Annotated in this window: 12 protein-coding genes; 1 reads left to right on the top strand and 11 read right to left on the bottom strand. The window is 54.4% G+C overall.

What is annotated here, in order from left to right; all coding sequences use genetic code 11:
• Positions 1 to 21 precede the first annotated feature (21 nt).
• From Q675_RS29290 to pilB, 11 genes are all read right to left on the bottom strand, one after another.
• Positions 22 to 954, bottom strand: a complete 933-nt coding sequence (locus Q675_RS29290) for a glucosaminidase domain-containing protein (RefSeq protein ID WP_031211385.1) — start codon at positions 952 to 954, stop codon at positions 22 to 24.
• 69 nt (positions 955 to 1,023) lie between these two features.
• Positions 1,024 to 3,255: a hypothetical protein gene (locus Q675_RS29285; protein WP_023011315.1), complete on the bottom strand. Its 2,232-nt coding sequence runs from the start codon at positions 3,253 to 3,255 to the stop codon at positions 1,024 to 1,026.
• A gap of 118 nt (positions 3,256 to 3,373) precedes the next feature.
• Positions 3,374 to 3,934, bottom strand: a complete 561-nt coding sequence (locus tag Q675_RS29280) for a YfaZ family outer membrane protein (RefSeq protein WP_023011314.1) — start codon at positions 3,932 to 3,934, stop codon at positions 3,374 to 3,376.
• A 142-nt stretch (positions 3,935 to 4,076) separates the two neighbouring features.
• Positions 4,077 to 4,265 (bottom strand): DNA gyrase inhibitor YacG, encoded by a 189-nt coding sequence (gene yacG / locus Q675_RS29275; protein ID WP_011786133.1) that lies wholly within the window; start codon positions 4,263 to 4,265, stop codon positions 4,077 to 4,079.
• A gap of 33 nt (positions 4,266 to 4,298) precedes the next feature.
• Positions 4,299 to 6,653 carry a response regulator gene (locus tag Q675_RS29270; RefSeq protein WP_023011313.1) on the bottom strand — a complete coding sequence of 785 codons (2,355 nt, stop codon included), beginning with the start codon at positions 6,651 to 6,653 and terminating at the stop codon, positions 4,299 to 4,301.
• 44 nt (positions 6,654 to 6,697) lie between these two features.
• On the bottom strand, positions 6,698 to 7,447 hold the full coding sequence (gene tsaA, locus Q675_RS29265; RefSeq protein ID WP_011786131.1) for a tRNA (N6-threonylcarbamoyladenosine(37)-N6)-methyltransferase TrmO: 750 nt from the start codon (positions 7,445 to 7,447) through the stop codon (positions 6,698 to 6,700).
• A gap of 8 nt (positions 7,448 to 7,455) precedes the next feature.
• Positions 7,456 to 8,445, bottom strand: coding sequence for a hypothetical protein (locus Q675_RS29260; protein ID WP_023011312.1), 990 nt, complete (start codon positions 8,443 to 8,445; stop codon positions 7,456 to 7,458).
• A gap of 88 nt (positions 8,446 to 8,533) precedes the next feature.
• Positions 8,534 to 9,151, bottom strand: coding sequence for a dephospho-CoA kinase (gene coaE / locus Q675_RS29255; protein ID WP_023011311.1), 618 nt, complete (start codon positions 9,149 to 9,151; stop codon positions 8,534 to 8,536).
• Positions 9,152 to 10,027 (bottom strand): prepilin peptidase, encoded by an 876-nt coding sequence (locus tag Q675_RS29250; protein ID WP_031211381.1) that lies wholly within the window; start codon positions 10,025 to 10,027, stop codon positions 9,152 to 9,154.
• Positions 10,028 to 10,108: 81 nt separating this feature from the next.
• Positions 10,109 to 11,326: a type II secretion system F family protein gene (locus tag Q675_RS29245; protein ID WP_023011309.1), complete on the bottom strand. Its 1,218-nt coding sequence runs from the start codon at positions 11,324 to 11,326 to the stop codon at positions 10,109 to 10,111.
• Between the two features lie 2 nt (positions 11,327 to 11,328).
• Positions 11,329 to 13,047 carry a type IV-A pilus assembly ATPase PilB gene (gene pilB, locus Q675_RS29240; protein ID WP_023011308.1) on the bottom strand — a complete coding sequence of 573 codons (1,719 nt, stop codon included), beginning with the start codon at positions 13,045 to 13,047 and terminating at the stop codon, positions 11,329 to 11,331.
• Positions 13,048 to 13,438: 391 nt separating this feature from the next.
• On the opposite strand from pilB, the gene Q675_RS38405 reads away from it, so the two are divergent.
• Positions 13,439 to 13,918 (top strand): pilin, encoded by a 480-nt coding sequence (locus tag Q675_RS38405; RefSeq protein WP_051995620.1) that lies wholly within the window; start codon positions 13,439 to 13,441, stop codon positions 13,916 to 13,918.
• Positions 13,919 to 14,074 lie beyond the last annotated feature (156 nt).

Below are 14,074 nucleotides of genomic sequence, written 5' to 3'. Positions count from 1 at the left end.
CAGATTTGTCAGGTTCGGGAATCAGCCTTCGAATGGGGTCGCTTGGCCACCGGAACCACCGGGCAGGAGTGTTGTATCCGGGATAGCCGATGCCAGGCGCTCAAACTGAGCAGGGGTCCGGTCACCCAGCAAGGTTCTGAACTCCTTGTCGTAGAACTCCAGGTTGTTGTAACGGATCATGGCGCGAATCTCTTTTATGTACTCTTCACCGCGTTCGGAATAGCCCAGAAGGCCCTCTGCAAGCTCCCATCCAGACAGGGGTTTCCGGGCTTTGCGATCAGCGAGCCGAATATCCCGAACCGTTTGGTAGGTGGGATGACGGTTCAGGTTCTGAATGTAGGAGCGTACGGAGTAATAAGGTGACGGGAATTTTGCCACTTCGTGATTGGCACCCTCGATTCGACTCTGCGGAACCAGCCCGCAGCCCCGGGAGAAACACCATTGACCAAAGAGATTGTTACCTTCGGTCGCAAACCGGGAGGTCCCCCAGGCGGATTCATTCGCTGCCTGAGCCAGGATCAGTGAAGGGGGGATGACATCCAGGCGTTTCCGAAGCAAGGCAAACTGCTTGTCACTTCCAGGCTCAGCATCAATACGCAGCCGATCTCCCTGGTTCGTTAACCAGGCGAGTTCATCTTTGCTCAGTGTTGCCTTTTCCTCAAGTGATGCCAGATATTCACGTTCCAGCAGAATACGGGAATTGGCGAGAACAATTCTGGGGTAGAGGTAAGAGAAGAAGGCGACTTTCTTTTCAGTGGTGTCCTGATACCTGGAAAAGTCCGGGAGGCCCTCATTCGCCCATTTTGGAAGTGGAGGCAGGGAAGACAGGATAACCTCTCCTTCCCCTTCTCCCGGCAGGGTGTTCTGACTGGCGGTTGGCGTGTAGATGGCACCTGCAAAAGCAAACGCAAACAACGGTACGAACAGCATTAGCGCCCGGTTAACTGCAGTCATAAACCCCTCGTTACTATCGATATGGCTTGAATTATAACAGGTTATACGGGGCTGTCCGCGGTTCAGGTTTTAAGGCGCGGAGGATTCCTCAACAAGGGTTGCGAGCAATAGCCCGGTTTTCACTTCCAGCCCGGTACTGTCGCTGATCACCAAAAAGATCTGGTTGCCGGCCGTGGTATAGAAACCGTGCATCTCGTACTCTCCGGCGCCGGTAATCGAAATACCCCCTTCCGATGTTGTTGTGACGCTGCCATTAAACTGCATCGGTAGTTCTTCAGGGGCCTCCACATCGTTGTCTTCGATAAGGTGGTTCACCATCATGGTTGTGCCCTCGAAGCTGGCAGAATTATTCGCCAGGTTCAGCCGCGCGTTGTTCACGTGGTAGAGCCGGTTTTCCTCCTGGGTCACGCCAACTATGGCGCCCTGTAACCGATAGGTGCCTTCTGTCAGTGCGCCGTTTGTGAGTGTTTTTCCTGCCACTAGCAGGCCACTGCCCAACGTGCCATCGTTGAGATTGAAGGCCATCAGGTCCTGATTTGGAGTTGCCGCCCCCAGGCCCATGTCGGGGATGCCAAAGTTGGGGTCGTTGAAGTCGGTTCGTTCGTCGATCTCGTTGCGGAACAACCCCAGCCGCCCCATATAAATATCACCCGAGCTCAGGCGGGAACGTCGGTTAATCAGATTCCAGGTGTCGTTGCTGGTATCGGGTGTGGCTACGCCACCGGAGGCGTCGCGGGCCAGGGTGAACTGATCCACATTGGTGGTGCCGTTCAGGGTCTGATCGCTCGCTGAGCCGAATGTCCACTGACCGTGCCCGGTTTCGAATGTCGCAGGGGCTTCATCGGAAAAGCGGGTGGTGAGGTAGGTCACGTTATAAGCCTGTCCGGCCATATCGGAAACCTGAAACTCTTCCGCACGCTGGAGGTGCAACTCGAACATGCTCAGGTAATGGTTTTCGAGCGTGTCCCGGCGTTTGAGCTTGCCGTTATCATCTTCCAGGGCAATGGCCTTGCCACCTGTGAAATAGCTTGCCAGCACCCGGTCCGGCCCGCTTTGTTCATCGACGGGTTCGGAAGTGAAGGCATCCAGATAGTAGGGGTTTCTGGTCCAGCCGTTGATCAGGCTGCTGTTTCGTTTGGTGATGGTTTGGTACAGGGCTCTTCCTGCCAGCAAGCGAGCCGGTGTTTCGGTGGTCAGTGTGGCAGCACCCGGGGCGCTGGAATGGCTGTTTCGTTCCCAGGTTTCTGTACCCCGCTCAAAGAAGACCTGCTCGGAGATGCCGGATTCAGTCAGGTCATAGAAACCGTGAAGCTGTGTCTGTCGGTCATAGGGAATATCGGTGGCCAGCGAGGTGATGTTCAGGTTAAAGGCATCGAACGATGTGAGTGTCAGGGCAGGATACAAAAAGGCACGGTTGTCCTCAGTCAGCTGTTCTTCCTGAGCCATACGAACGCCCCATTGGCCGGCCCCAGAGACATTGGATTCGCGAAATGTCTGGCCCAACTCCAGGCCGAGAAACACGGAGTTGTAATCCGCCGCACTGGCGGAAATACGGTCTGAGGATGCCTGGCCGAGCAGTGCGTAATCCGCCATATCTCCAACATAACTGGCAAAATCAGCCCGGGCTCCCAAGCTGGCCGTCGCCTGGCTGATGTTGGCGTTCTCCGGGATATCAATCTCGAAATCGTGTACCTGGTCGGCCAGGGTTCCCCATACATATTTATTAAGGCAGGACGCGTTATCCACGCAGGCCATGACTGTCTGAAAATCATTGGTGGAATACCGGTTCCAGAGAACCTCCGTAACCAGATAATGGGAGAAGGGGTTCACCTTCACATCCCGGTCGGCGTCTGCCGCCAGGGCTGTCATGGTGGCCGTGCCGTAACGTGCCTCAATGATCACATCCGGGCCAATCGGAACGCCATTATCAAAGGTCAGAATAAAATGGCCGTCGGTTCCCTTCTCGGTGGAATAGCGAACATCGTCAAATTTCTGCTCGCTGGTGTTGGTTCGGTACACCCGAACCTGGTCGGGAATCACAATGCGAAGATTTCGCCGGGTTTGCTCGCCTTCTGGCGCCAGATTGGCGGGTAGCTCCATGGTAACCCGTACCTGGTTTGGCTCCAGGCCCCGGGCGTTGCTGGAATCCCCGGTACTGCCGGAACTGAAATCGTCCAGCGCGTTTTGAGTGTTGCCGAACCGGTTGGGAATGTCTTTGGCGCCGTCAATCGCACTATCTCCGCCCCCACAGGCGGAAAGCAACAGGGAAGTAGCCAGTATGGAAGGGATTGTCAGTCTCATGAAAGCGCAGTCCGGTTTGCAAATGTCCGGACAGACTAGCAGTAATCAGGAGGGCAGGGCGTGAATGGCTGCACGAATCGGTCACCCGGCAAGGCGCCGGGTAACCGAGGCGAAGGGGTCAGAAGAAGATCTTGATACCGGCCAACACGCCCTCATCCAGATTCACATCTGGAGAACCGGCAAAATCCAGTTCTGTATTCAGGTAACGGTAACCGGCAAACACTTCCGCATTACGGATAACACGGTAGCTGCCCCGAAGTTCTACGCTGGTCATGTCGTCGGAATCTCCGAAAGACAGAATGCTTGGAGCGTAGTGCAGGCTGCCGCCAAACGACAGACCGGGCACGGTCGGAATGTTCACCGTGGCAAAACCGCCAAGGCCGATGGCACCGCCATCAACATCGTCGTCATCCCAGCCGACGCCACGCATGCCGATGCCGGCAGTTGTTGGCAGATTCCCAAGGGCGGTGCGGCCCTGGGCATGAAAATCGGCGTTGATAATGTGGCGACTACCTTCATGGTAGGTGTATCCAGCACCCAGTTGCAGCTCGTCCTGGCTGCCGAAGAAGTTAACCTGACCCTTAACCGAATCGTTGGTGAGGCTCAGGTCCAGATCACTGGCCAGAGCCGGCGCAGCGGCAAGAGAAAATGCCAGTGCTGAGATGCGGGTAATCTTCATGTGTACACCTTTATTGCTGTCGTTATGAAAGCGTGGCCGGCGTAACTGCCGGTATAAACGATAGTTTCAACTTCGATGGATGTTAAACATCTGCCTGCGGGTTAACAACTTAAAAGCCCGTAAGTGGTTGGCAACCAAAACGTCAATGGCGGGTAACCTCGCCACCCTGATCGAGATCATCAGGAGAAGCATTTTCAGCGGGCACCCGATACTCCTCATTGGCCCAGGCGCCCAGATCGATTAACTTGCAGCGCTCAGAGCAGAAGGGGCGCCAGGGGTTGGTCTCACTCCACTCCACGGATTTCTTACAGGTGGGGCACTCTACATTCATAGCTTGATTCCGGGCAGGTGACTTGCGGCTCCATCAGGAGGTTGCTGAAGCCTGACAATATTGTTCCAGCACTGCCCGTAGCATTTCAAGGTTGACAGGTTTAGCCACAAAGGAATCCATGCCGGCCTGGCGGCAGCGTTCCTCATCTTCCTCCATGGCGCTGGCTGTCAGCGCGACAACCGGTACTCGTCTGCGACCATGGTTGGTTTCCCAGGCGCGGAGCTGGCGTGTCGCTTCGTAACCGTCCATCCGGGGCATAACGCAGTCCATGAAAACCACATCAAACTGGTGCCATTGCCAAAGAGAGGTGGCGGCCTGGCCATCGTTTGCCGTCAGTACTTCGCAACCCAGTTTTTCCAGCAACCGCTGGGTAAGGGTACGGTTTACGGGATTGTCTTCCACCAGCAGCACCCGCATCCGCCCGCAAGGGATTTCTCGCTGGCGACTTCCGGCATCCGCCATGGTTTTCAGAGAAAAGCGGGTAAGAAACCGGCGTTCCTGTTGAGTGTCATGGGTAAACAGCTGGTTCAGGATCGGAATCAGGTAGGATTCCCGGAGAGACTTGCTCAAGAAGGCATCAGCACCGGCCTGGCGAAAATGCTCGGCGTCCCCTCGCTGGGGGTTGGAGGACAGGATCAGAAGCCTCATTTCGGCCCATTGCGGGTTGCTCCGTACCTGGCGGCACAGTAAATCCGCATCCATGTCGGGCACGAAGCCGTCCAGAATTGTAGCGTCGTAGGGTATGCCTGCATCAAAGGCTTGTCGCAAGGCGGTCAGTGCTTCCCCGGCTGACCGCACGGCATCAATGTGAACATCGTACCGGGATAGCATCTCCAGAGTAATCTTGCGTGACAGCTCGTAGGAATCAACGACCAGTACCCGCCGGCCCTGCACCTGCCGAGAATCCGGCCGCACCTTGGCAGAGCCATCGGTCGCCTCCTGGAGTGACAGTTCCACCCAAAAGGTCGAGCCCTCACCCGGGCGACTCTCCAGATCCATCGAGCCGCCCATCAGATCGACCAGTTGACGGCAGATGGTGAGCCCGAGCCCCGCACCAGGTAACTGACGCTGGAAGCGCTGACCAAGTTGAACATAGGGCTCGTATACCAGAGGTATATCCTCCGGATTTATACCAACCCCGGTGTCCTCAACCGCCAATCGAAGGCGCACTTTGCCTTCTTTTCTGCCAAGAAACTCGATGCTGATCAGCACGTGGCCGGAATCTGTGAATTTAATGGCATTGGATAACAGGTTCAGCAACACCTGGCGAATGCGTACCGGGTCTCCCGTCAGCGCCCAGGGCAGGTTTTCATCCACCCGTACTTCCAGGGCCAGACCTTTTTCCCGGGCCCTGGAGCCAAGCATATGAATCAGGTCGTTCAGGGTTTCGCGCAGGTCAAAAGGAATAGCCTCAAGCTCCAGCTTGCCGGCTTCCATGCTGGAGATATCCAGCAGGTCATTGATGATGGAAGACAGGCTTTCCGAGGCATTGAGGAGGGTGTTCACATACTCCCGTTGCTCCTGGTCTAGAGGCGTGTCGGTCAGCAAATTGGCGTAACCGAGGACAGACTGAAGCGGAATACGCAGCTCGTGGCTGACATTGGCCAGGAACTGATTCTTGGCGTGATTGGCTCGGATGGCTTCGTCCCGTTCGCCCTGAGTCTGGATGGTGGTCTGCCTTAAGGAGCGGGTGTCCTCAAGAATCTGCAACCGCATCTTATTCAATGCCTGTTCCAGTTCTGAAAGCTCATCGGGCCGGGAAGGGTTGCGCCGGCGCAGCTTGAGAGGTTCAACAAGCGCATCCAGATTCAGCTTGGCCGCATAGTCCGCCATGGTTTCCAGGTGGCGGGACAGTGCTACCCGTACAATCAACAGCAATCCCAATGTGCCCAGCATCACCACAATGGACTGGAACAGGAGATTCAGCAGGGCGCGCTCCAAGATGTCCTGATATACCTGCTCAATCGACGAAACAATGGTCAGTTCACCCACCCGTTGCGGACGGTCAAAACTGGAACGGTTGAATTCGAGGGGGAATGTCTGGGTAATTACCCGGCCTTCAGGGTAGGAGCCGGTACTGAATTCTTCGCCGGTGGTCGTGATTACCCGTGCATAGCCAATAAAAGGCATGGAACGCATGTCGTCCAGGCTGTTGGCTACTTCGCTGAAATTCATCACCCACAGGTTGGTGCTCATGCCGCCGGCGATAAGGTCAGCGGCGCGCTCCTGACTGCTCTGCAATTCCGATTTCTGGCGTTCGAATTCGCCAATCATCTGAACACCCGTTGCCACCAGTGACAATATCAGGCTGTACAGCAGCACCCACCCAAGCAACCGCAGTGCCAGTGGGCGCAAACCCAAACGCTTGAAGAACTGGTTTGAAGGCAAGGCACAAGTTCCCTGTGTCGACTACAAAATCACCAAGGTGCATCTTAACAGACGGATATCACTTCCACACGCATGATTGAATCTTCGTTCACAAATCGAAACCGAACATTCTTGTCGAACAGGTTGGCTCCGTAGATTCGTTGTTCATCCCGTCCTCGGCGGAACGAGGGGCGCGGGTCGTAACTAACGACGTCCTCAATCAGGGCGCGGAAATCCGGATAGTCGGCCTCCGGAAGCTGGCTTAGCTGGTCAGAGGCTTCCGGTGCAAAGGTCACCTCCAATCTGTCGGTCGGCGCGCTGTCTGCCCAGCCCAGTGATGCCTCCGGGACAGAATCCGAGAATGGCAGGTAGGGCTTGATGTCGAGAATCGGTGTGCCTTCAATCAGGTCGTGATTACTGATCTTCAGGACCAGTTCGCCATTCTTGCGAGCGAGCCCTTCGTTCCTGACGACTGACAGACCAAGACTGTTCGGGCGAAAAGGCGAACGGCTGGCAAACACACCGATTTTCTTGTTACCCCCAAGCCTCGGGGGCCGAACCACCGGGCGCCATTCGGCGCGAACGGCTTCATGAAACTGGAAGGTAAGCCAGATATGGCTCGCTGACTCAAGGCCCCGGAAAGCGTCTTCACGATCAAAGGGACTTTGTATAACCAGTTCCGCGTGGGCGTGGCGGGTAAGGCCGGGTTGCCTGGGAACGCCGAACTTGTCCTGAAAGCAGGAGCGAGTGATGGCAATCGGTGTGAGTGTCAGAGCTTCCTCGGCGGGCCGGCTTTTATGCAGTGGTCTGCTCATTTCTGATGTCATTCCCGGTCAATGGTGCCTGCAAAGTACATTTCGATTCGGAATACGATAGAGGCCTGATCGTCAAACCCCTCATCCCGCTGATACTCCAGAGCTGGTATCAACTCGGCAAAAAGCCAGTTGCTGTACATCCGGTAGCGCCAGGTTACGTCTGCGAAATAGCTTGTGGTTCGCCAGGTTGGCTGGTTTTCGCCAAGAATGCCAACTCGAGGGGTAATTACCGAACGAGTGTTCAGTCGTTTCTGCACGCTATGAACGTGGGCCGCTACAAACTTGCGGTCACTATGAACCCATTCCAGTTCGGACGAGTTGTAGTAGTGCCAGCCGTTGCCTAGTGAGCGATCCAGGCCGATCCAGCTGCGTGCCCCCCAACCTTCGGTGTGATAGTAGTACAGGCGTTGCTGAGTATTCAGTGACCAGTCATTGTCAATCTTCCAGCCTTTTCGAGCTTTCATACGCCAGAAGAGTTCGGGCGGTAGTCTCAGCCGGCCACCAATATCGGTCGAGAGATTGATGGAATCTCCGACATCCGTCAGGAATCTCAGGGCGCCGGTTGTCTCGGTGTCGGTTCGCTCCGGTTCCGTCAGTTGCCTGTCCCGCTCACGTTCCGCCAGCGGGATCAGTTCTTCGCTTTCGCTTTCCACCACCAGCCTCAGCTTCTCCTCAGCGGTGGGAACATCGAGACGAAAGCGGAGCTCCGGCTCAAACTGGGCCGGATCGCTGTATTCAGATTCTGCTGCAAACCCCAGTCTCAGGTAGCTTTCGTTATTTGGCAGCGCCTGGGAAGAGCCGGACAGTGTTCGATCCGCCCATGCACCCAGGGACTGCACTGTTGGGCCATGCTGACGTTCCTGCCGAATAACCCAGTCGCTGACTCCCAGCCACCAGGAATCCCTGGGCTCTGCCCAGAACTCATCGGGTTTGAAGGTATAGAACGAAATCGGCAGGCGCTCCGGCGCCAGAAGGGCGGGCACCGAGATATCACGCATGGTGATAACCGGTTCTGCCGCTTTCGTGAAGGAACAAGCGAGGAGGCCGGTGGCAAGTGCAGTACGAATAAGTGCGGGGCGGATCAGACTATGCTCCTTGGCTGAAATCCGCTAGAAAACGTTGGTGCAGGGCGCGTACTGAAGTTTCCACGCGCTCCAGCGGTTGCGCATTGTTGATAATCGCATCGGCTTTTTCGCGCCGGGCGGCCCTGGGCATCTGTGCGGCGAGTATCCGCTCCACCTGTTCGCGGCTATTCCCGTCTCTCGTCATGGTGCGGTTAATCTGAGTTTCTTCCGGTACATCCACCACAACAATCCGCTCCACCAGTTCGTGCTGGTTGGTCTCCAGAAGCAGGGGAGAGACCAGCATCACGTAGGGTAGATTGTAATCCTCGGGTGACAGCTGGCGGATCAGTTCCTGGCGGATAATGGGGTGCAACAACCCCTCCAGCCAGCGTCGTTGTTCCGGATCCTCAAATACTTTCTGGCGCAGGGCAGCACGGTCCAGTTCGCCGTTACCCTGAAGAATACTTTCGCCGAAGTGATCAGCGATGGCTCTGAGGGCTTGTGTGCCTGGTTCTACGACCTGTCGGGCGACATCGTCAGCGTCCACCCAATGCACGCCAAGAGCGCCAAACATGCGGGCAACGGTGGATTTTCCAGAGCCAATACCACCGGTGAGGCCGATAACCGAATAGCGGGACATTCAGACTCCTAGGTACCCGAACCATATGGCCTGGATTTCAGGCCCAAACCACAACGAGAGTAAGCCTGCAGCGGCCAGGTAAGGGCCGAAAGGAATCGGTACTTCGCGCCCGTGTTTACGGAATACCATCAGGCTGATACCTACAATGGCGCCCACCAGGGAGGAAAGCAGAATGACGGCAGGCAGCAGTTGCCAACCCAACCAGGCGCCCAACGCCGCCAACAGCTTGAAATCCCCGTGCCCCATGCCTTCCTTGTCGGTGGCCAGCTTGAACAACCAGTACACGCTCCAGAGCGAGAGGTAACCTGCCACAGCGCCCCAGAAAGCGCTGCCAAAATCCGTCAGCACACCAAAGTAGTTAAGCACCAGGCCAAGCCACATCAGGGGCAGGGTGATGCCGTCTGGCAGGAGCTGAGTGTCGAAATCGATCATGGTCAGCGCCACCAGCGCCCAGACCATCAGCAACGCCCAGAGTGCGGACTCGGATGGCCCCAGCAGATAAACCGTTACGACGGAAAAAACCGCAGTCAGTGCTTCAATGATGGGGTAACGTGGCGAAATACGTGTTTTGCACGAAGAGCATTGGCCACCAAGCATTAGCCAACTGATGACCGGAATGTTTTCCCAGGCACGAATTTTGTGGCCGCAGGAGGGGCAGGTGGACGCCGGCTTGGAAAGGGTAATCCGCTCATCCGGCTTGCGGCCGCTCTCCGGTACTTCCAGAAACTCCTCGCACTGGCAGCGCCATTCCTGTTTCATCATTTTTGGCAGGCGCAAGATGACGACGTTTAAAAAGCTGCCGACACAGAGAGAGACGAAAACGACCGCGAGATAGAGTAGCCAAGGGGTGGACAAGATGGTTTCTAGGGGGAGCATTCAGAGACTCAATTAAATCTTTGTTTTGACCCCTCTCCCTGGAGGAGAGGGGCAGATGAAAAAGGTGTGGTGAGTTAACCTTTAGACAACCTGACCCATCTGGAAGATCGGCAGGTACATGCCGATAATCAGGCCGCCAACCAATACGCCAAGTACGGCCATAATCATGGGCTCCATCAGGGCTGTGAGGTTATCAACCATATCGTCGACGACACCTTCGTAATGCTCGGCCACTTTTGACAGCATATCGTCCAGATTGCCCGACTCTTCGCCGATGGCGGTCAATTGAACTGCCATCACAGGGAATACGCCTTGTTGCCGCATGGAAGCTTGCAGTTGCGTACCACTGGAGACATCGTTTTTGATGTTCATCACAGCGTCCCTATACACGGCATTGCCCGTTGCGCCGGCGACCGAATCGAGTGCGTCAACGAGCGGGACGCCCGCCGCGAACGTGGTAGAGAGTACGCGGCCGAATTTGGCTACTGCGGATTTATCGAGGATTTCTCCAACAATGGGCAACTTCAATACATATTTATCAACGAAATCCGAAAACTTCTGCGATCGCCGCTTGGATTCCTTGAACAGGAAGATGGTACCGACAATGCCGAGCAAAACCACAAACCACCAGGACTGCATCCATTCCGAGATCCTGATAATAAATTGGGTAAATACTGGCAGATCGGCCCCAAAACCTTGGAACAAGCTTTCAAACTGGGGAACCACCTTAACCAGCAAGATGGCCGTAACCACTATCGCAACAACGACAACCGCGATGGGGTATGTCATGGCCTTTTTAACTTTTTTCTTGAGAATTTCAGTTTTCTCAAGGTAAGTCGCAATACGATCAAGCATCTGCTCCAGTGCGCCGGCCTTCTCACCGGAATCCACGAGGTTACAATACAGATCGTCAAAATACTTCGGGTGTTTTCTCAGAGATGAGGCGAAACCGGTTCCGGAAGAAATATCGTTCCGAATAGTCATCACCAGTTCCTGTAAGCCTTTATTTTCGAGGCCATCGGCCACGATATCGAAGCTCTGAACTAGCGGAACACCGGCTTTCATCATGGTTGCCAGCTGCCGGGTGAGCATTGCAATATCAAAAGGCGTAATCTTCTTGCTGCCACCGAACAAAGGTTTAGGTTTCTTTTTAACCTTATCGGGAATAATGCCCTGCTTACGCAACTGCGCTTTTACTAGTGCTATATTCGAGCCAGCTAGTTCGCCTTTGGCTTTATTGCCCTTGCGATCTTTGCCTTCCCATACGAATGCTTCGAGCTTCTGCGCTTTTTCTGCCATGCTTAATCCTTCGTCACACGGTTGGCTTCTTCCAGACTGGTCACGCCTTCAATAACCTTGAGTAGCGCCGATTGCCTGAGGTTGCGGAAGCCTTCCGCCTGAGCCTGCTTTGCAATTTTGATGGAGCTGGCCTCTTCCATAATCATGCTTGCCAGCTCGTCGGTAATCTTGACCACCTCGTAAATACCAACGCGGCCTTTATATCCACCATTGCATTTATCACAGCCCTTGGGGCGGTACAACGTGAAGCCTGTATCAATTTGTTCTTGTGTGAACCCTTCCTTCAAAAGCACGTCTTTGGGTACATCCGCGGGTTGTTTGCAGCTACTGCAGAGTCGCCGGCCCAGTCGTTGGGCAATAATCAAACTTACCGATGTGGCTATGTTAAACGCGGGCACTCCCATATTCATCATACGCGTGAGTGTCTCGGCTGCACTGTTCGTGTGCAGCGTGGAAAGTACCAGGTGACCGGTTTGCGCGGCTTTGATGGCGATGTTAGCGGTTTCGAGATCCCGGATCTCACCCACCATGATGACGTCCGGATCCTGACGGAGGAAGGCGCGCAGTGCCTCGGCAAATCCAAGCCCTACACGGTTGTTTACGTTTACCTGGTTGATGCCCTCAAGGTTGATTTCCGCCGGGTCTTCTGCCGTGGATATGTTGATGCCTGGGGTGTTCAAAATATTGAGGCCGGTGTAGAGCGACACGGTTTTACCGGAACCTGTTGGGCCTGTGACCAGAATCATGCCTTGCGGCTGGGCCAGGGCATCCATGTATAGTTGCTTTTGGTCTTCCTCGTAACCCAGTACGTCAATGCCAAGCTTCGCCTGGCTTGGGTCGAGAATCCGCAGAACGATCTTCTCACCCCAAAGGGTGGGCAGTGTGTTTACCCGGAAGTCGATGGCCTTGGTTTTGGACAGTTTCATCTTTATGCGGCCATCCTGAGGCACCCTGCGCTCGGAGATATCCAGCTGCGCCATAATCTTTACACGGGCCGAAATCTTGGGCGCCAGCTTGATGGACGGCCGCGAAACCTCCTTCAAAATGCCATCGGTGCGGTAACGCACCCTGTAGATTTTTTCGTAAGGCTCAAAGTGAATATCTGAAGCCCCGCCCCGAATGGCGTCCAGCAGCATCTTGTTCACATATTTAACAATGGGTGCATCATCAACATCTGTGGCGGATACGGCACCGTCGTCGTCCTCGCCTTCACCACTTTCCGTTTCAACGCCTTCCAAATCCGCATCGTCCAGGTCGCCCATTGTCGTGTCCTGGGACTCCAGATATTTATCAATAGCAGCGCGGAGCTTGGAGTCATCTACAAGAATTGCGTCGGTACTCAGGCCAGTATTGAACTTGATCTCATCCAAAGCCTGAATATTCGTCGGGTCTGAAACTGCTATAAAAAGTCTGTTGCCCCTTTTATAGAGCGGGAGAGCGTTATGTTTGCGAACCAGTTTTTCGTCGACCACTTTCTCCGGCATCATTTCCGGAAGAAAGGAATCCAGGTCCAGCACCGAAACACCAAATTCCATGGCTGCTGAGAAGGCAAGCTTGGAGCTGTCTGCAAGTTGATTCTGAGTCAGGTAGGTAATCAGTGGTATTCGGTTCTGGGATGCCTGTATGAAAGCATCTTTTGCAGTTTCTTCATCGAGAAGGCCGTCGTCTACAAAACGACGAGCAAGGCCCGTCAAAGTCACGTTTCGGTTGCTGTTCGCCATAAATGCTCTGAGAAAAGTCGTCTAAGTGGCTGAATCGCGTGTTTATGCTCAGAGAGTTTAGATGTGTCCTTCACGTTTGGAAAGCGCAGCCCGTCCCAGACTTGATCATTCGCAATAATCTGTCGCACTCTGCGCCACGTCGAAATGCGCGGGTTGGGGTGACGAAAAATGTCACTTCGAGACGCTGTTTGGCGGGAAAACGACTTCGAATCAGTGTGTGAAATGCGTCACAAAAGCTTGCGGCGTGCTGTGAAAAAAGGACGTTTTAGCATTTTTTTGCAATTGGCACGGTAGCTGCTTAGTTTACAGCACGCTCAGCGCGGACACGGGGCAAAGCTCCACCGCCCCGGAGCTGGATAATCGAAAAATGACAACTTTTGAGGTTGAGAACATGCAAAAGATTCAGATGAACAAAGGTCAGCAGGGTTTTACTCTGATCGAACTGATGATCGTTGTGGCGATTATTGGTATTTTGGCGGCTGTGGCTATTCCGGCTTATCAGGATTATACGATTCGGGCGAAAATTGCGGAGCCGGTTAACGCTGCGGCTGCTGCGAAGAACTCAATTTATGAGGCTTATGCGGCCGCAGGAGTTATGCCGCTGAGTACAGATAGTATTGTAACTGATATCCAAACTAACTTGACTGCTCTGCCAACAGTAAATTCTGTTGCCATCACCCGAACCGATGACTCGCTACAGTATGTTATGACCCTTGAAGACTTAGGTGGTACCACCTCAGACGCCAGCAAAAATGCTGTAGGCTTCAAGTTCACAGGTACTAATACTGGTCTGGTAACCACGTGTGGAACTGGTTCAGGTTCAACAGTTGATCCGAAATATTTGCCGCAAAGTTGTCGCAATGCCAGTTAAATTCGATGTTATTCGAATCTAGGTGTTAGCGGTTCTATTCGGACTAGCCCCTGAAAGGCCCGGTCGTTTCGACCCGGGCCTTTGTTGTTTCTGGTTCGTGAAGTGATAGTGGACACGTAAGTGATAGTGGAAGGATGATAGTGGACAGGCACTAGC

Source organism: Marinobacter sp. EN3, from assembly GCF_000475315.1.
GTDB lineage: Bacteria > Pseudomonadota > Gammaproteobacteria > Pseudomonadales > Oleiphilaceae > Marinobacter > Marinobacter nauticus.
The sequence above is the reverse complement of the archived record's forward strand: the minus strand, read 5'-3'. Positions and strand labels throughout refer to the sequence as shown.

Excerpts from the sequence above, each read along its gene's own strand:
- Q675_RS29290 (WP_031211385.1), bottom strand. The coding sequence starts at position 954 with ATGACTGCAGTTAACCGGGCGCTAATGCTGTTCGTACCGTTGTTTGCG.
- coaE (WP_023011311.1), bottom strand. The coding sequence starts at position 9,151 with ATGTCCCGCTATTCGGTTATCGGCCTCACCGGTGGTATTGGCTCTGGA.
- Q675_RS29245 (WP_023011309.1), bottom strand. The coding sequence starts at position 11,326 with ATGGCAGAAAAAGCGCAGAAGCTCGAAGCATTCGTATGGGAAGGCAAA.
- Q675_RS29250 (WP_031211381.1), bottom strand. The coding sequence starts at position 10,027 with ATGCTCCCCCTAGAAACCATCTTGTCCACCCCTTGGCTACTCTATCTC.
- Q675_RS29280 (WP_023011314.1), bottom strand. The coding sequence starts at position 3,934 with ATGAAGATTACCCGCATCTCAGCACTGGCATTTTCTCTTGCCGCTGCG.
- pilB (WP_023011308.1), bottom strand. The coding sequence starts at position 13,047 with ATGGCGAACAGCAACCGAAACGTGACTTTGACGGGCCTTGCTCGTCGT.
- Q675_RS29285 (WP_023011315.1), bottom strand. The coding sequence starts at position 3,255 with ATGAGACTGACAATCCCTTCCATACTGGCTACTTCCCTGTTGCTTTCC.
- Q675_RS38405 (WP_051995620.1), top strand. The coding sequence starts at position 13,439 with ATGCAAAAGATTCAGATGAACAAAGGTCAGCAGGGTTTTACTCTGATC.
- Q675_RS29260 (WP_023011312.1), bottom strand. The coding sequence starts at position 8,445 with ATGCGTGATATCTCGGTGCCCGCCCTTCTGGCGCCGGAGCGCCTGCCG.
- tsaA (WP_011786131.1), bottom strand. The coding sequence starts at position 7,447 with ATGAGCAGACCACTGCATAAAAGCCGGCCCGCCGAGGAAGCTCTGACA.
- yacG (WP_011786133.1), bottom strand. The coding sequence starts at position 4,265 with ATGAATGTAGAGTGCCCCACCTGTAAGAAATCCGTGGAGTGGAGTGAG.